At 68.1% G+C, this 16427-nt stretch carries 14 protein-coding genes; 4 read left to right on the plus strand and 10 right to left on the minus strand.

Annotated features, from left to right (window positions below; genetic code table 11):
* The first annotated feature begins 421 nt into the window (after positions 1–421).
* Complete coding sequence (locus A5760_RS24705) at positions 422–1192, plus strand: enoyl-CoA hydratase (protein ID WP_064885770.1); 771 nt, start codon at positions 422–424, stop codon at positions 1190–1192.
* 60 nt (positions 1193–1252) lie between these two features.
* On the opposite strand, the gene A5760_RS24710 is transcribed toward A5760_RS24705, so the two are convergent.
* From A5760_RS24710 to A5760_RS24745, 8 genes are all read right to left on the minus strand, one after another.
* The gene (locus A5760_RS24710) at positions 1253–2422 is read right to left on the minus strand and encodes a dihydrolipoamide acetyltransferase family protein (protein WP_064885772.1); all 1170 of its coding nucleotides are present in this window, start codon (positions 2420–2422) and stop codon (positions 1253–1255) included.
* Positions 2419–3474: a 3-methyl-2-oxobutanoate dehydrogenase subunit beta gene (bkdB, locus tag A5760_RS24715; protein WP_064885774.1), complete on the minus strand. Its 1056-nt coding sequence runs from the start codon at positions 3472–3474 to the stop codon at positions 2419–2421. The genes A5760_RS24710 and bkdB overlap by 4 nt, the downstream gene beginning before the upstream one ends.
* Positions 3475–3483: 9 nt before the next feature.
* Positions 3484–4551, minus strand: a complete 1068-nt coding sequence (gene pdhA, locus A5760_RS24720; RefSeq protein WP_155764468.1) for a pyruvate dehydrogenase (acetyl-transferring) E1 component subunit alpha — start codon at positions 4549–4551, stop codon at positions 3484–3486.
* Positions 4552–4803: 252 nt separating this feature from the next.
* Positions 4804–5625 carry an HpcH/HpaI aldolase/citrate lyase family protein gene (locus A5760_RS24725; protein WP_064885776.1) on the minus strand — a complete coding sequence of 274 codons (822 nt, stop codon included), beginning with the start codon at positions 5623–5625 and terminating at the stop codon, positions 4804–4806.
* Positions 5622–6125 (minus strand): MaoC family dehydratase, encoded by a 504-nt coding sequence (locus A5760_RS24730; protein WP_064885777.1) that lies wholly within the window; start codon positions 6123–6125, stop codon positions 5622–5624. The genes A5760_RS24725 and A5760_RS24730 overlap by 4 nt, the downstream gene beginning before the upstream one ends.
* Entirely contained in the window at positions 6122–7288 is a 1167-nt protein-coding gene (locus A5760_RS24735) for an acyl-CoA dehydrogenase family protein (RefSeq protein ID WP_064885779.1), read from the minus strand. Before A5760_RS24735 ends, A5760_RS24730 begins: the two co-directional genes overlap by 4 nt.
* The gene (locus tag A5760_RS24740) at positions 7285–9300 is read right to left on the minus strand and encodes an acetyl-CoA carboxylase biotin carboxylase subunit (RefSeq protein ID WP_064885781.1); all 2016 of its coding nucleotides are present in this window, start codon (positions 9298–9300) and stop codon (positions 7285–7287) included. The genes A5760_RS24735 and A5760_RS24740 overlap by 4 nt, the downstream gene beginning before the upstream one ends.
* A 5-nt stretch (positions 9301–9305) precedes the next feature.
* A complete protein-coding gene (locus A5760_RS24745) occupies positions 9306–10892 on the minus strand; it encodes a carboxyl transferase domain-containing protein (RefSeq protein ID WP_064885815.1) in 1587 nt (528 codons plus the stop codon).
* 196 nt (positions 10893–11088) lie between these two features.
* On the opposite strand from A5760_RS24745, the gene A5760_RS24750 reads away from it, so the two are divergent.
* Together A5760_RS24750 and A5760_RS24755 are read left to right on the plus strand one after the other, a co-directional pair.
* Positions 11089–11760: a TetR/AcrR family transcriptional regulator gene (locus tag A5760_RS24750; protein WP_064885783.1), complete on the plus strand. Its 672-nt coding sequence runs from the start codon at positions 11089–11091 to the stop codon at positions 11758–11760.
* Positions 11761–11809: 49 nt separating this feature from the next.
* Positions 11810–12589, plus strand: coding sequence for an MmpS family transport accessory protein (locus A5760_RS24755; protein ID WP_064885784.1), 780 nt, complete (start codon positions 11810–11812; stop codon positions 12587–12589).
* Here the strand turns inward: A5760_RS24755 and A5760_RS24760 are convergent.
* Positions 12586–13959 (minus strand): MFS transporter, encoded by a 1374-nt coding sequence (locus A5760_RS24760; RefSeq protein WP_064885786.1) that lies wholly within the window; start codon positions 13957–13959, stop codon positions 12586–12588. The genes A5760_RS24755 and A5760_RS24760 overlap by 4 nt on opposite strands.
* Before the next feature lie 68 nt (positions 13960–14027).
* On the opposite strand from A5760_RS24760, the gene cmrA reads away from it, so the two are divergent.
* The gene (gene cmrA, locus A5760_RS24765; RefSeq protein WP_064885788.1) at positions 14028–14834 is read left to right on the plus strand and encodes a mycolate reductase; all 807 of its coding nucleotides are present in this window, start codon (positions 14028–14030) and stop codon (positions 14832–14834) included.
* Between the two features lie 3 nt (positions 14835–14837).
* Here the strand turns inward: cmrA and A5760_RS24770 are convergent, their stop codons facing one another.
* Positions 14838–16421 carry a helicase HerA-like domain-containing protein gene (locus tag A5760_RS24770; protein WP_064885790.1) on the minus strand — a complete coding sequence of 528 codons (1584 nt, stop codon included), beginning with the start codon at positions 16419–16421 and terminating at the stop codon, positions 14838–14840.
* Positions 16422–16427 lie beyond the last annotated feature (6 nt).

Consider the following 16427-nt stretch of genomic DNA (forward strand, 5'->3'; position numbering starts at 1 on the left):
GGCTCAACCGACTCGGCCCGCGACGTCGACGCCTGGCGGGTTTGCCCGCTTCCCACCACACGTTTTGCCAGGTCGACCCGGGTCGTTACCCGAAGATGTCAAATGCGGCGGATAAACGTTTCGATAAACACAGCTTTACTTGTAGATTCCGATATCCGGCGCACCGGCCGCAAAGATTTGCGCGTTTGCGCTACCAGCCGGTAACTACATGAGCCGTCCGTGAATGGTGTTCGACCATCGGGCGGGTCAATATGACGGGGCGCCGGTGCGCAATGCGCGCCTTTTCCTCGCTAATCACGCTCACACCGGCCAACCCCGCTCGGACGGCGCGAAGTAGTCTTACCTCGCCCGCGACGCTGCCGCCGGTGGACCGGTGAGGTCGGGCGGATCCACAGCCATTACGCGAAGCCGGAGGTGTCCGATGGCCCAGTCCGAACTCATCCTCTACAACGTCACCGGCCGCGTCGCGGTCATCACCGTCAACGATCCCGATCGCCGCAACGCGATAACGGCCGAGTCGTCCGGGCACCTGCGCCAGGCCGTCCAGCGGGCCGAAGCCGACCCCGACGTGCACGCCGTGGTGATCACCGGGGCGGGCAAGGCGTTCTGCGCGGGCGCCGATCTCAGCGCCCTCGGCGCCGCCGGCGGTGGAGCGGCCGAGACGGGCCTGCAGCAGCTTTACGACGGTTTCATGGCCGTCGGCAGTTGCCGGCTGCCCACCATCGCCGCGGTCAACGGCGCCGCGGTGGGCGCGGGCCTGAATCTGGCGCTGGCGGCCGACGTGCGCATCGCCGGACCCGCCGCCGTGTTCGACGCGCGATTCCAGCAGCTGGGGCTTCACCCCGGCGGGGGTGCGACGTGGATGCTGCAGCGCGCAGTCGGTCCGCAGGTCGCCCGGGCGGCCCTGCTGTTCGGCATGCGCTTCGACGCCGACACCGCCGTGCGGCACGGCTTGGCGTTGAACGTGGCCGACGATCCGGTCGCCGCTGCCCTGCAGCTGGCCGCCGGCCCGGCGGCGGCTCCGCGGGAAGTGGTGCTGGCGACCAAGGCCACCATGCGCGCCACCGTCAGTCCGGGGTCGCTGGACAACGAGCAACACGAGCTCGCGATGCGCGCCGAGCTCGGGCCGCAGTCCTATTCCATCCAATCACCGGAGTTCGCACAGCGTTTGGCCGCGGCACAACGCCGGTAGGCATTCCCGGCCGGGATCGGTAGCGCAACGCCCCGTACCGCCGTGCTCCCGAGGCGAAAGCTACAGATCCAGTAGCGCGGTTTCGGGCGACTCGATCAGATCCCTGAGCTCGCAGACGAATTGGGCGGCCTGGGCACCGTCGGCGATGCGATGGTCGAACACACAAGTCAACGACATCGTCGGGCGCGCGACGATCTCTGCGCCCCGGACAACGGCCCGCGGCCTGATCGCACCCATGCCGAGGATGGCGGCTTCGGGATGATTGATCACCGGAACCCCGTCGTCCGCGCCCAGCGCCCCGAAATTCGTCACGGTGAACGTCGAGCCCCGCAACTCCCCCGGCCCCAGGCGGCCCGCGCGTGCACCGGCGATCAATTCGGCTGCACAGCCGGCTAATTCGCGGGTGGTCTTGACGTGGGCGTCGGCGATGACCGGGACGAGCAGCCCACGTTCGGTGGCCGTGGCGATGCCCAGGTGCACGCGGTGGTGGACGCGTACCTGCGGTCTCTGCGGGGAGTCGACCCATGTCGAGTTCAACATCTCGTTGTGGCGCAACGCGATGACCAGCAAGCGCAACACGAGCACGAACGGTGTAATTGTCTCCTCCGCCGGCCGCAACCGGTCGGACAGCCGGATCAGCTCGGTGCAGTCGACCTCGACACCGACCTTGGCCGCGGGAATCTCCTTGTGCGACAGCATCATTTTGTCCGCCATCCGGGCCTGCACACCCTGGACCGGCCGGACATCGGCGCCATTGCCGTTCCCGCGAGCCGCCGACAGCACGTCCTCCCGGGTGATGATGGCGCCGGCGCCGTGCGGCACCTTGTTGAGGTCCACCATCAGCTCCTTTGCCAGCTTGCGCACCGGAGGGGCGGCGAGTGGGCGGGTGGTGCGCCGGCTGGTGTCGATGCCGGAGTCGGCACCATAACCGACCAGCGTGGGCACCTCGGTTTCGACCGTCGGCAGGTCACCGCCCAGCGGCGCCGTGTCGATCCGCAGCAGCACCTCCCCCACGTCGATCACATCGCCTTCGGCGCCGTTCCTTTCGACGACCCGCCCGGCGTACGGGCTCGGGATCTCCACTTCGGCCTTGGCGGTCTCCACCGTGCACAGCACCTGGTTGAGCTCGACGTCGTCACCCACCGCCACGTGCCATTGGGTCACCGTGACTTCTTCCAGTCCCTCGCCGAGGTCGGGGACCCGAAACGACTTGACCCGCTCGTCGCTCATGGCTGCGCCAACACGCGCTCGACGCAATCCAGCAGCCGATCGGGACCCGGCAGCCACCACTTCTCCAGCCGCGCCGGCGGATACGGGGTGTCAAACCCGCACGCGCGCAACACCGGGGCCTCCAGCTCGTAGAACAACTCCTCCTGGATTCGGGCGGCCAATCCCGCTCCATACCCCAGGCTGCGCGGGCCCTCGTGCATCACCACGCAGCGTCCGGTCCGGTGGATCGACGAGGCGACGGTATCGAAATCCAGCGGCACCAGGGACCGCAGATCGATGACCTCCAGGCTCCAACCACGTTGGCGCTGCGCATCTTCGGCGGCACCGACCGCGGTGCTGACCAGGCTGCCGTAGGTCACGACGGTCACGTGGGTGCCCGGGCGGCGCACCATCGCCTGCCCGATCGGCGGTTCGGGCCGGGTGACGTCGACCACGCCGCGACCCTGATACCGGCGCTTGGGCTCCAAATACATGACCGGGTCCGGGCAGGTGATCGCGTGGCGCAGCAGCCAGTACGCGTCCGCCGGGCTGGACGGCACCACCACCTTCAAGCCGGCGGTGTGGGCCCAGTACGACTCGGTGGAATCCGAATGATGTTCGGCGGCACCGATTCCCCCGAACGACGGGATACGCACCGTCACCGGCATGTTGATTTCGCCGCGGGTACGGGTGCGGTACTTCGCCAGGTGGCTGACCACCTGATCGAAGGCCGGGTAGGAAAATCCGTCGAACTGGATCTCGGGTACCGGAACGAAGCCGCGCAGCGCCAGCCCCACCGCGATCCCGATGATGGCGGACTCCGCCAGGGGCGTGTCGAAGCAGCGGCTCTCGCCGAACGCCGAGGCCAGTCCCTCGGTGACCCGAAACACCCCGCCCTCGACTGAGACGTCCTCGCCGAATACCAGCACCCGGTCATCGGCGGCCATCGCGTCGTGCAGGGCGCGGTTGAGCGCCTGCACCATGGTCAACGACTGCGCGCCGAGCGCGACGTCCTGCGCTGCCGCGGTGAGTGTTTCGTCGTGGCCGGCCGGGCGATCAGCGAGCTGAGTCATGGACGCCTCTCAATCACTCCGGTCGAGTTCGGCCCGCAGCTGCCGGCGCTGTGCCTGTAGTCCCGGGGTGATCTCGGCGTACACCGACGTGAACAGCTCGTCGATGTCGAAATCGGGCGCGTCGAACACCGCGTCGCGCAATTCGGCCCGCATCCGTTTCGCACGGGCGGCAACCCGTTCCTCCAAGCGTTCCGACCACAGGCCCTCCCGTTGCAGGTAGCTGCGGTACCGCGCGATCGGTTCCAGCGCGGACCAGTGGTCGACCTCCTCTTGCGTCCGGTATCGACTCGGATCATCGGACGTGGTGTGCGGGGCCAGGCGGTAGGTGACCGCCTCGATCAACGTCGGGCCGCCGCCGGCACGGGCCCGGGAGGCGGCCTCGGCCGTCACCGCATAGCAGGCCAACACATCGTTGCCATCCACCCGGATTCCCGGCATCCCGTATCCAATTGCCTTGTGCGCCAGCGATGGTGCGGCGGTCTGTTTGGATATCGGCATCGAGATCGCCCATTGGTTGTTCTGCACGAAGAACACGCAGGGCGTGGTGAACACGGCCGCGAAGTTCAGCGCCTCGTGCACGTCCCCCACGCTGGTGGCGCCGTCGCCGAGGAACGCCATCGTCACCGAATCCTCGCCCAGGCGTTGGGCAGCCATCGCCGCCCCCACCGCGTGCAGGGTCTGGGTGCCGATCGGAATCGACAGCGGCGCGCAGCACTTCTTGGTGAAATCCAGGCCGCCATGCCAGGTTCCGCGCCACGCGGCCCCCACGTGTCCGGGTGGGATGCCGCGCACCAAAAACGCTCCGAGTTCCCGGTATTGGGGAAACAGCCAGTCCGTCTTACGCAGGCACGCCACGGCACCGACCTGGGCGGCTTCCTGACCGTGGCACGAGGCGAACAGGCCCAGCTCCCCCTGCCGCTTGAGGTTGACGAATTCGCCGTCCAGCTCGCGGGTGACCACCATCATCTCGTAGAGCCAGCTCAGCGTCTCCGCGGGAAGCTCACGGCTGTAGCGATCTTCGGGCGTTGGTGAGCCATCGGGCGCGACGAGCTGCACCGGCTCGAGATCGACAGTCATCGGCACCGAAGACACCTGCGCCACACCGCCTCCTTCGCCGGGGTGCCGCGTGGCCCGGTGAGCCACAGCGGATCCCGGCACACGGTCAGCCGGGACCTACCGCGAGCGGAGATCAATCGTCAGTTACACGAAAGGCTTCGCTCGCCGCGACACTGACGTACTCACCATTATGCGCTCAAATGAGAAGAGACCGCGCTGATTGCGGCGACGACGCAACGTGTCGCGCTTTGCCGCCCGTGTCCCGTCCGGGTTTCACCCGGGGAGGGCCTCACCCGCCCTGCGCAACGTCATCTGCGCGTGCTTGAGTACCGGCGAGTCCACCATCTGTCCTTCGAACGCGAAGACTCCGCGTTCGGACCGCGCCGCCGTCAGGACCCGTCGCGCCCAGTCCAGCCGCTCCTCGCTGGGGCGATACGCCTGGCGCACCACCGCGATCTGGCTCGGGTGGATACACACCGTTCCGGCGAAGCCCAGCGCGACGGCGTCCTCGGCCTCGTCGCGCAGGCCGTCGAGGTCCCGGATGTCCAGGTGCACCGCGTCGAGCGCAACCCGACCGAAGGTGGACGCCGTGAGCAGGGCCGTCGACCGGACGTGATGGGCGACGTCGCGGTAGCTGCCGTCGGCCTTGCGGCTGGAGCTACCGCCGAGCGTGGCGACCAGGTCCTCGGCGCCCCACATCAGCGCCACGGTGCCCTGGGCCGCCGCGATTTCGGTGGCGAACACCGCACCGCGCGGCGTCTCCAGCAACGCGATCACATCGCGCGGCGCCAGCGCCGTCACCTGCGCGGCCGATTCGGTCTTGGACAGCATAACGGTCGTGTACGCGGTGCCGGCCAGGGCCTCGAGGTCGAGGGGGTATTCCGCGGTGTCGGCCGCGTTAATCCGCACCACGGTGCGCTCGGGGTCCAGCGGTGTCTCCTGCAACGCCTTGCGCGCCGCGGGCTTGTCTGCCTCAGCCACGCCGTCCTCGAGATCGAGGATCACCACGTCCGCGGCAGCGGCGGCCTTGGCGAAACGTTCGGGACGGTCGGCCGGGCAGAACAGCCAGCCGGGACCGGCGGCTTGCAGGTTCACGTGGTCTCCTCGTTGCCCGGGCGCTTCTGCACCAGCGTGGTGCGCACGGCGCGCGCGATCACGTCGCCGTGCTGGTTGCGCCCCGTGTGCTCGAGGGCGACGATGCCTTCGCCGGGCCGGCTCTTCGATTCGCGCTTGCCCGTGCACACGGTCTCCGCGTACAGGGTGTCGCCGTGGAACACCGGCTTGGGGAAGGACACCTCGGAGAAGCCCAGATTGGCGACGATGGTCCCGAGCGTCAGCTGCGTCACCGACAGCCCGACCAGCGTGGAGAGGGTGAACATGGAGTTCACCAGCCGCTCGCCGCGAAAGCCGGGCTGCTCGGCGGCCCACGCCGCGTCGAGGTGCAGCGACTGGGTGTTCATGGTGAGCGTCGTGAACAAGACGTTGTCCGCCTCGGTGACCGTCCGGCCGGGCCGGTGCAGATAGGTGGTGCCGATTTCGAATTCCTCAAACCACAAGCCGCGCTGGACAACTGACTTGCTGACTTGTTCCGTCATGACAGTCCCAGCGATCGCGCGATCAGCATCAACTGTACTTCGGTCGTCCCTTCGCCGATTTCGAGGATCTTGCTGTCGCGGTAGTGCCGCGCCACCGGATATTCGTTCATGAAGCCGTAGCCCCCGTGGATCTGGGTCGCGTCGCGGGCGTTGTCCATCGCCGCTTCCGAGGCGATCATCTTCGCGATTGCCGCCTCCTTCTTGAAGGGCTTGCCCGCCAACATCTTTGCCGCCGCATCGTAGTAGGAGGTACGTGCCACATGGGCACGCGCCTCCATCCGCGCGATCTTGAAGCTGATCGCCTGGTAGGCGCCGATCGGCTGGCCGAAAGCCTGGCGCTCCTTGGCGTACTTGACGCTTTCGTCGACGCAGCCCTGCGCCGCCCCGGTCGCCAGTGCGGCCATCGCGATGCGGCCCTCGTCCAGGATCGACAAAAAGCCCGAGTAGCCAGTCCCGCGGGCACCCAGCAGGTTCTCCTCCGGGACGCGGACGTCGTCGAAGCTCAGCGGGTGGGTGTCCGACGCGTTCCAGCCGACCTTGCTGTACACCGGTTCGACGGTGAATCCCGGTGTGCCGCTGGGCACGATGATCGAGGAGATCTCTTTCTTGCCGTTCGCGGCGGTACCGGTGACGGCGGTGACGGTGACCAGCGAGGTGATGTCGGTGCCGGAGTTGGTGATGAATTGCTTGCTGCCGTTGACCACCCAGTCGCCGTTGTCGAGCCGGGCCGTGGTGCGGGTTCCCCCGGCGTCCGAGCCCGCCCCGGGCTCGGTGAGCCCGAAGCCGGCGAGCGCACGGCCGGCGGTCAGGTCCGGCAGCCACTTCTGCTTCTGCTCTTCGGTGCCGAACCGGTAGATGGGCATCGCGCCGAGGCTGGCGCCGGCCTCCAGCGTGATCGCCACCGATTGGTCGACCTTGCCGAGTTCCTCGAGCGCCAGCGACAGCGCGAAGTAGTCGCCGCCCATTCCGCCGTACTCCTCGGGGAAGGGCAGGCCGAACAGGCCCATCTCACCCATCTTCGCCACGACTTCGTACGGGAAACTGTGCTCCTCATCGTGTTTGGCCGACACCGGAGCGACCACGGTGCGCGCGAACTCGGCGACCGTGTCGCGAAGATCCTGATACTCCTTGGGTAAGGCCCCCGCGGTAATGGATGTGGTCATGATGCGTCCTTACTCGAATCGGCTGCCGCGCTGGACTCTTCGGGCGCCAGCCGGGCCAGCACCTGATCCACCGTCACCTGGTCACCGACGGAGACCAGCACTTCCACCTGTCCGGAAACCGGTGCGGCAAGCGAATGTTCCATTTTCATCGCCTCGACGACGACCACCACGTCGCCCTCGGAAACGTCGGCGCCCGAGGATGCCTGAACCGCGATCACGCTGCCGGGCATCGGGCTGACGATCTCGGCCCGCTGCGCGCCCGCGGCGCGGTGGATCTTGTTCTCCTCGGCCTCGCGCAGGTGCCAGGTTCCTCGCTCGTCGGCGATCCACAGGTGCCGGTCGGCCTCGGCCCAGCGGTAGTCACGGCGCACCCCGTCCAGTGTCACGCTCATCAGCGTCGACTCGACTTGCACTGCGGCGGACAATGTTTCACCATCGCCGACCTGCACCATGGCGGCGTCGGGCAACCCCCGCACCGAGACCGTCTCACTGCGCAATGGGGTGCGCATGTCGGTGCGGACCGGGGCCGGGCTGCCGCCGACCCGCCAGCCTGTCGGCGCCGCCCAGGGGTTGCCCGCGAAGCGGCGTGCCCGGAAGGCCAGCGCCGACTGCCGATAAAGGCCCGCCGCCGCCAGCACGTCATCGGGGGCCGGCAGCGGGGCGAAGTCCGCCAGCCGCTCGTCCAGCAGCGCGGTGTCCAGGTCGCCGGCCTGCACCCGCTCGTCGGCGAGCAGGAACCGGAGGAATTCGATGTTGGTCTGGATGCCCAGGATCGCGGTCCGGCTCAGTGCCCGGTCGAGTTTCGCCAGCGCCTCTTCGCGGTCGCTCCCGTGGGCGATCACCTTGCTCAGCATCGGGTCGTAGTCGCTGCCGACCAGCGTCCCCGGCAGCAGCGAGGAGTCCACGCGCACACCGTCACCGGACGGCTCGGACACCTGCAGCACCCGCCCACCGGTCGGCAGGAAGCCGCGCGCCGGATCCTCGGCATACACCCGGGCCTCGATGGCGTGCCCGCGCAATTCGATGTCGTCCTGGGCGAACCCGAGCTTCTCGCCGGCGGCCACCCGCAGCTGCCACTCGACCAGGTCCAGCCCGGTGACCGCCTCGGTGACCGGATGCTCGACCTGCAGGCGGGTGTTCATCTCCATGAAGAAGAACTCGTCGGGCCGGTCCGCGGAGACGATGAACTCGACGGTGCCCGCACCGACGTAATCGACGCTGCGCGCCGTGTTGCAGGCGGCCGCCCCGATGCGCGCCCGCGTCGCCTCGTCGAGCAGCGGCGACGGCGCCTCCTCGATCACCTTCTGATGACGGCGCTGCAGGCTGCACTCGCGCTCGCCGAGGTGCACGATGTTGCCGTGCGTGTCGGCGAGCACCTGAACCTCGATATGCCTGGGCCGCAACACGAATCGCTCCAGGAAGAGGGTGTCGTCGCCGAACGATGAGGCGGCCTCGCGCCGCGCGCCCACCAGCGCTTCGCGCAGCTTGCCCGGTTCCTCCACCAACCGCATGCCCTTGCCGCCGCCGCCTGCCGACGGCTTGATCAGCACCGGGTATCCGACCTCGTCCGCGGCCGCGACCAACTCGTCATCCCTCAGCCCGGGCTTGGCGACACCGGGCACCACGGGGACGTCGAAGGCGGCCACGGCGTTCTTGGCGGTGATCTTGTCGCCCATCACCTGGATCGCCTGGGCCGGCGGACCCAGGAACACCACCCCGGCCCGCTCGCAGGCCGCGGCGAAATCGGCGTTCTCGGAGAGGAATCCGTACCCGGGGTGGATCGCTTGAGATCCGGTGCGCACGGCCGCCCCGACGACCTTGTCGATGTTCAGGTAGCTCTCGCGCGCCGCGGCGGGCCCGAGCCACACCGCTTCGTCGGCCTCGAGCACGTGCCGCGCGCCGTCGTCGGGATCGCTGTAGACGGCGACCGAGCGGATGCCCAGCCGGCGCAGGGTCCGGATCACGCGCACCGCGATCTCGCCGCGGTTGGCCACCAGTACGGTCTCGAACACTGCACTCACATCCGAAAGACGCCGTAGGAGACGGGCTCCAGCGGTGCTTGGGCGCACACCGAAAGAGCCAGCCCGACAAAGGTTCTGGTGTCGGCGGGGTCGATGATCCCGTCGTCCCACAGCCGGGCCGTGGAGTAGTAGGGATTGCCCTGACTTTCGTACTGGTCGCGAATGGGCGCCTTGAACGCCTCTTCCTCGTCGGCCGACCACGGCTTGCCCGCGCCCGCGAGTTGCTCGCCGCGCACGGTGGCCAGCACCGATGCGGCCTGTTCGCCGCCCATCACCGAGATGCGGGCGTTGGGCCACATCCACAGGAAGCGCGGCGAATACGCCCGGCCGCACATCGAATAGTTGCCCGCCCCATAGGATCCACCGATCACGACGGTCAGCTTGGGCACCCGCGCACAGGCGACGGCGGTGACCATCTTGGCGCCGTGCTTGGCGATGCCACCGGCCTCGTAGTCGCGGCCCACCATGAAGCCGGCGATGTTCTGCAAGAACAGCAGCGGGATCTTGCGCTTGTCGCACAGCTCGATGAAATGCGCGCCCTTCAAAGCGGATTCGCTGAAGAGCACGCCGTTATTGGCCACGATACCCACCGGGTGGCCGTGAATGTGGGCGAATGCGGTCACCAGCGTCTTGCCGTAATTGGCCTTGAATTCGCTGAATTCGCCGCCGTCGACCAGCCGCACGATCACCTCGTGCACGTCGTAGGGCACCCGCGGGTCGGGCGGCACCACGTCGTAGAGCTCCGTCTGGTCGCACCTCGGCGCGACCGGAGATCGCACCTCCCACGGGCTGGGCTCGCGCGGGCCGAACGTGGCCGCGATCGCGCGCACGATCCGCAGGGCGTGCTCGTCATCTTCGGCGAGGTGGTCGGTGACACCGGAGACCCGGGAATGCAGGTCGCCGCCGCCGAGGTCTTCGGCCGACACGATCTCCCCGGTCGCCGCCTTGACCAGGGGCGGGCCTCCCAAAAAGATCGTGCCCTGCTCGCGCACGATGACGGCCTCATCGCTCATCGCGGGCACATAGGCGCCGCCGGCCGTGCACGAACCGAGCACAGCGGCCACTTGCGGAATCTCCTTGGCGCTCATGGTCGCCTGGTTGTAGAAGATGCGGCCGAAGTGCTCGCGGTCGGGGAAGACCTCGTCCTGCCGGGGCAGGAACGCACCGCCGGAGTCCACCAGGTAGATGCACGGCAGCCGATTCTGCAGTGCCACCTCTTGAGCACGCAGATGCTTTTTGACCGTCATCGGGTAATAGGTGCCGCCCTTGACCGTCGCGTCGTTGGCGACGATCACGCACTCGCGATCCGACACGCGGCCGATGCCGGTGATGATCCCGGCTCCGGGAGACTCGTCGCCGTACATGCCGTCCGCGGCCAGTGGGGAGAACTCCAGAAACGGGCTGCCCGGGTCGAGTAGGCGGTCCACCCGTTCACGGGGCAACAGCTTGCCGCGGCTGACATGGCGTTCCCGTGCGCGTTCGTTTCCGCCCAACGCCGCCGCCGCAAGCTTGGCGTTCAACTCGCCCACCAGCCGACGGTGCTCATCTGAGAACGACGCCTCGGCCTTGGCGGGTGAGGTCACCACGTTGTCCATCGCCGCAGCAGCCTCCTTGCCGTCGTGCGGTCGGGCTTTTTGAGTTAATGCCCATTAACTCAAGGGCCGAGAATACCATTGCCGTCGTTGCCGGTCCAGGGAGGACCGCAGTCGGCGCAAAGTGCGAGTTAATCGCGAATAACCCGTGCTACGTTAGGGCCAGTTGACCAGACGGAGGTCCGTCATGACAGCGTCCGCCTCCGAGGGCCAGGCCGGTCCCGCTGACGTCCCAAATCGCCGGAGCCAGTTGAAGTCCGACCGCCGGCTACAACTGCTGTCCGCCGCCGAGCGGTTGTTCGCCGAGCGCGGGTTCCTCGCGGTGCGGCTGGAGGACATCGGTGCGGCCGCCGGGGTCAGCGGTCCAGCCATCTACCGGCATTTTCCGAACAAGGAGTCGCTGCTGGTCGAGTTGCTGGTGGGCATCAGCACGCGGCTGCTCGCCGGCGCGCGGCAGGTGCAGACCGACGGCACCGACGCGGCCGCAGCCCTGGACGGGCTGATCGACTTCCATCTTGACTTCGTGTTCAACGAGCCCGACCTGATTCGCATCCAGGATCGCGACCTCGCGTACCTGCCCGCGGCCGCCGAAAGGCAGGTGCGCAAATCCCAGCGCCAATACGTCGAGGTCTGGGTGGGGGTGCTGCGGGAGCTGAACCCCGAGCTGGCCGAGGCCGATGCCCGGCTGGCCGCACACGCCGTGTTCGGTCTGCTGAATTCGACACCGCACAGCATGAAGTCCCCCGATACTTCGCGCAGCAAGACCGTCCGCACGGCGAGGTCGCGCGCCGTCATGCGGGCAATGACGGTGGCCGCGCTCGCGGCCGGAAATTCAGTGCCCCTGAGCAGTCCGTCGTAAAGTGACTCAGGGTTTTAACACCGAGCCCAGGTACCCTGCAAGCCATGAGGTGGACATGAACGATTCACGTCCCACCGAGCGGTTTCCTACATCGCAGCCGGGGCCACAGCAACCGGGGTATGCGCCGCCCGCCGATCCCGCGTACGCAGATCAGATGCCCTACGCGCAAAGCTATGGCGGGTCGACGCCGCCCTGGGGACCCACCCCGAACGAGACGAACACCACCAAGCGGCTGCCGGCGTACTGGCAGCAGGATCTGCCCCCGTCGGGCGACCTACCGACCGGCATGGCTCCCCCGCCGCCCGGCGGCCCGAAGTCGTCGCGATGGTTGTGGCTCGGCGCCGGCGCGGCGGTCCTGCTGGTCGTCGCATTGGTGATTGCCCTGGTGCTGGCGAACGACGCGATCAAGACCCAGACCGCCGTTCCGCCGTTGCCGGCGATGCCGGAGACGACCCCGGAAACGACGACGACGACATCTCCCCACCGGTCGCCGTCGCTCATCCCGGCCCCGATACCGCCGACCAGCGGCCCCGAGCTGCCGCCCGAGACGACCGGGCCGGCCGCGATGCAAGATGTCGTCTACACCGTCTCGGGTGAGGGCCGCGCGATCAGCATCATGTACATCGATACCGGGGGCCTCATCCAGACCGAATTCAACGTCGCGCTGCCGTGGAGCAAGGAGGTCAGTCTGTCGAAGTCGGCTAACCACTCGCCCAACGTCACGATCGTCAACATCGGCCACAGCGTCACCTGCACGCTCACCGTCGACGGGGTTCAGCTCAGCAAGCGCGTCGGCGGCGGCCTGACGATCTGCGACGCTCGCGGCTAGGTGCTACCTCCAGCCGGCTGGGACGGCTCGGCCGCGGGTTCGGCCACCGCGGCGGCGCGCAGCGGAACCCGGACCGCCAGCATCGCCAGAAGTCCGGCGATCAGCACCAGCGAAATTCCGCCCAGGCCGGCCCGCACAGCGCCGAAGACGTCGACGAACACCGAGAACAGCCACGGCGCCACGAACGCCACCGCCCGCCCGGTCATGGTGTAGAGGCCGAACGCGACGCCTTCCCGGCCGTGCTTGGCCATCTGCAGCAGCAGGGCGCGCGACGACGACTGCGACGGCCCGATGAACATGCACAACAGCAGTCCGCACACCCAGAAGGCCACCGGCCCGGACAGCGCCATCAGGGTCAGCCCGAGGACGATGATCGCGAACAGTGACGCCACGATGACGGGCTTCGATCCGACGCGGTGGTCGACGAACCCACCCAGCACCGCGCCCACCGCGGCGACCACGCTGGCCGCCACCCCGAAGATCAGCACGTCGGCCTGTGAGATGCCGTACACGTTGACGCCGAGCACCGCGCCGAACGCGAAGATCGCGGCCAGCCCGTCCCGGAAGAGCGCGCTGGCGAACAGGAAGTACACCAGGTTGCGGTCGCGCCGCCATTCCGCGGCGACCTCGGTCCACAGCTTGCGATACCCACCCAGCATGCTCGTCGGCTGGTACCCCTCCGACGACTCCGTCAGCCGGTGCGCGACGAACAGCAGGGGAAGCGCCAGCACCGCGAACCAGATCGCGGCCACCAACATCGCCTCGCGGACATAAAGCCCGTCCCGAAACGGAACTCGCAACAGGCCACGTGTCGCGTCGAGCCCCTTGCCGGATCCGGAGATGAAGCCGGTGTAGATCACCAGCAGGAGCAGAACGCTTCCGGCATAACCCGCTGCCCAGCCGAATCCGGATATCCGCCCGGCGGTCTGCGGCGTCGAGAGCTGACGCAGCATGGCGTTGTACGGGACGCTGGCCAGGTCGCCGCAGGCCGCCGTCGCCCCGAGCAGCACCAGGCCGGCCCAGAGGTAGCCGGGGCGGTCGTGGATGAAGAACATCAGGCAGGTCAGCGTCACCGCTGTGGCGGTCAGCACACTCAGCGCCACCCGCCTGCGTTGCGGGGACTCCACCCACACGCCGACGGCGGGCGCGAGCACGGCGACGGTCAGCCCGGCGACGGCCGCCGCGCGGCCCAACCAGCTCGCCGGCGTGGTGGCGCCGGATATCCCCACCCCGACGCTGCTGGTCAGGTAGACGGCGAAGACGAAGGTCGCCACGATCGCGTTCAGACCGGTCGAGCCGCAGTCCCAGAGCGCCCACGCCACCACCCGCGATCGCGCGGGGCTGGCGGGACGCAACTCCGGCTGGCTCATTCCCGGCACTCTATAGGCGCTCGCGATCGGCTGCGGGCGCCATTTCGGCCGCTGTCTACGATTGGCGCATGCCGCTACCCGCTCCAAGCCCCGAGGCGCGCGCCGTTGTGACCGGAGCTTCGCAGAACATCGGTGAAGCGCTGGCCACCGAACTCGCCGCACGCGGACACCACCTGATCGTCACCGCGCGCCGCGAGGACCTGCTCAAGGGTCTGGCCGCCCGGCTGACCGACAAGTACGGCGTCATCGTCGACGTGCGCCCAGCCGATCTGGCCGATCCGGGCGAACGCGCGAAGCTGTGCGACGAGCTGGCCGCCCGCCCGATCTCGATCCTGTGCGCCAACGCGGGCACCGCGACGTTCGGCCCGGTCGCCACGCTCGATCCGGCCGGCGAAAAAGCCCAGCTGCAGCTGAATGTCCTTGGGGTGCATGACCTTACGTTGGCGGTGCTGCCGGGAATGGTCGAGCGTAGATCCGGTGGGATCCTGATTTCCGGTTCGGCGGCGGGCAATTCGCCGATCCCCTACAACGCCACCTACGCGGCCACCAAGGCGTTCGCGAACACTTTCAGCGAATCGCTGCGGGGCGAGCTGCGCGGGTCCGGTGTCAACGTGACGCTGCTGGCGCCCGGCCCGGTGCGGACCGACCTGCCCGACGAAACCGAGGCCTCGATCGTCGAGCGGCTGGTGCCGGAGTTCCTGTGGATCTCGACCGAACACACCGCGCGGGTGTCGCTGGATGCGTTGGCGCGCAACAAGATGCGCGTCGTTCCGGGCCTGACGTCGAAGGCCATGTCGGTGGCCAGTGGGTACGGCCCGCGCGCCATCGTGGCGCCCATCGTCGGCGCGTTCTACAAGAAGCTGGGCGGGGGGTAGTCGCTACTTCCGCCTGCCGCGGCCGGTGCCGAAGATGCTTTTGACCGCTTCGCGTATCGCGGTGTTGATCCCGCTTTTCACCGTCGGGTTCTGCAGCACTTCCTCCCACATGGAGGGCCCCTTCGGGCCCTTCGGCTCCGCAGGCTCCGGCATCGGCGGTACCGGCTCGTTCGGCGGGACGGGCGGGTAGCCGGACTGGGCCTGCGGCGGCTGGGGCGCGGTTTGAGCCTGCGGTGCCTGCGGGGCGGCCTGGGGCTGCGCGGGCTGGGCAGCCGTCTGGCCGTACTTCGCCTGCAGCGGACTGTTTTTCGCCGCGGCCTCGATGTCCCCGTTGCCGATCGACGCCATCAGCGAGCGCGGCACCCGCATTCGGGTCCACGCGACCGGTGTCGGTGCGCCCCTCTCGGACAGCACGGTGACCACCGCCTCGCCGATTCCCAACGACGTCAACGCCGACTCCAGGTCGTACACATCGGTTTTCGGATAGGTGCGGACGGTCTTGCTGAGCGCCTTCTGGTCGTCGGGCGTGAACGCCCGCAGCGCGTGCTGAATTCGGGCGCCCAACTGCGAGAGGATGTCATTGGGAATGTCCGTGGGCAGCTGGGTGCAGAAGAACACCCCGACACCCTTCGACCGGATCAGCTTGACGGTCTGTTCGACCTGCTCGAGGAAGGCCTTGGACGCGTCGGCGAACAACAAGTGCGCTTCGTCGAAGAAGAACACCAGCTTGGGTTTGTCGATGTCGCCGACCTCGGGCAGCTGGGTGTACAGGTCGGCGAGCAGCCACATCAGGAAGGTGGAGAAGATGACGGGACGCACGGACTGACCGGTGAACTCCAGCAGCGAGATGATGCCCTGGCCTTGGTCGTTGGCGCGCAGCAGATCGTTCGGATCGAGCTTGGGTTCGCCGAAGAAGGTGTCGCCGCCCTCGGCATCGAGGTTCACCAGCGCCCGCAGGATGACGCCCGCCGTCGTCGCCGACACGCCGCCCAGGGATTTCAGGTCTTCCTTGCCCGCGTCGCTGGTGAGGTAGCCGATGGCACTGCGCAGATCGTCGGTGGTGACCAGCCGACGGTTCTGATCCTTGGCCCAATGGAAGATCAGCCCCAGCGTTGACTCTTGAGTAGCGTTGAGCCCCAGCACTTTTGACAGCAGAACGGGGCCGAAGCTGTCGACGGTCGCGCGTATCGGCACGCCGATCCCCTTGGTGCCCAACGACAAGAATTCGGCCGGAAACCCGGTCGGCGTCCAGTTGTCGCCGGTGTCCTTGGCCCGCGCGGCGGTCTTGTCGTTGCCCTCGCCGGGCCTGGACAGCCCGGACAGGTCGCCCTTCACGTCGGCCATCAGCACGGGGACGCCCGCGGCGCTGAGTTGCTCGGCGATCAGTTGCAGCGTCTTGGTTTTGCCCGTTCCGGTGGCCCCGGCCACCAGGCCGTGCCTGTTGATGGTGGCCAACGGGATACGGATCTGCGCCGTCGGATCGGCCGCGCCGTCGATGACGACCGTGCCCAGTTCCAGTGCCTGACCGTCGACGGCATAGCCGTCGGCGATCCGCGTCGCGGCCGTGGCCGTTGAATCAGTGCTCATCGTGCT

The organism is Mycobacterium colombiense (assembly GCF_001665835.1).
Lineage (GTDB): Bacteria > Actinomycetota > Actinomycetes > Mycobacteriales > Mycobacteriaceae > Mycobacterium > Mycobacterium colombiense_A.

Excerpts from the sequence above, each read along its gene's own strand:
- A5760_RS24705 (WP_064885770.1), top strand. The coding sequence starts at position 422 with ATGGCCCAGTCCGAACTCATCCTCTACAACGTCACCGGCCGCGTCGCG.
- A5760_RS24710 (WP_064885772.1), bottom strand. The coding sequence starts at position 2,422 with ATGAGCGACGAGCGGGTCAAGTCGTTTCGGGTCCCCGACCTCGGCGAG.
- bkdB (WP_064885774.1), bottom strand. The coding sequence starts at position 3,474 with ATGACTCAGCTCGCTGATCGCCCGGCCGGCCACGACGAAACACTCACC.
- pdhA (WP_155764468.1), bottom strand. The coding sequence starts at position 4,551 with ATGACTGTCGATCTCGAGCCGGTGCAGCTCGTCGCGCCCGATGGCTCA.
- A5760_RS24730 (WP_064885777.1), bottom strand. The coding sequence starts at position 6,125 with ATGACGGAACAAGTCAGCAAGTCAGTTGTCCAGCGCGGCTTGTGGTTT.
- A5760_RS24735 (WP_064885779.1), bottom strand. The coding sequence starts at position 7,288 with ATGACCACATCCATTACCGCGGGGGCCTTACCCAAGGAGTATCAGGAT.
- A5760_RS24750 (WP_064885783.1), top strand. The coding sequence starts at position 11,089 with ATGACAGCGTCCGCCTCCGAGGGCCAGGCCGGTCCCGCTGACGTCCCA.
- A5760_RS24760 (WP_064885786.1), bottom strand. The coding sequence starts at position 13,959 with ATGAGCCAGCCGGAGTTGCGTCCCGCCAGCCCCGCGCGATCGCGGGTG.
- cmrA (WP_064885788.1), top strand. The coding sequence starts at position 14,028 with ATGCCGCTACCCGCTCCAAGCCCCGAGGCGCGCGCCGTTGTGACCGGA.
- A5760_RS24770 (WP_064885790.1), bottom strand. The coding sequence starts at position 16,421 with ATGAGCACTGATTCAACGGCCACGGCCGCGACGCGGATCGCCGACGGC.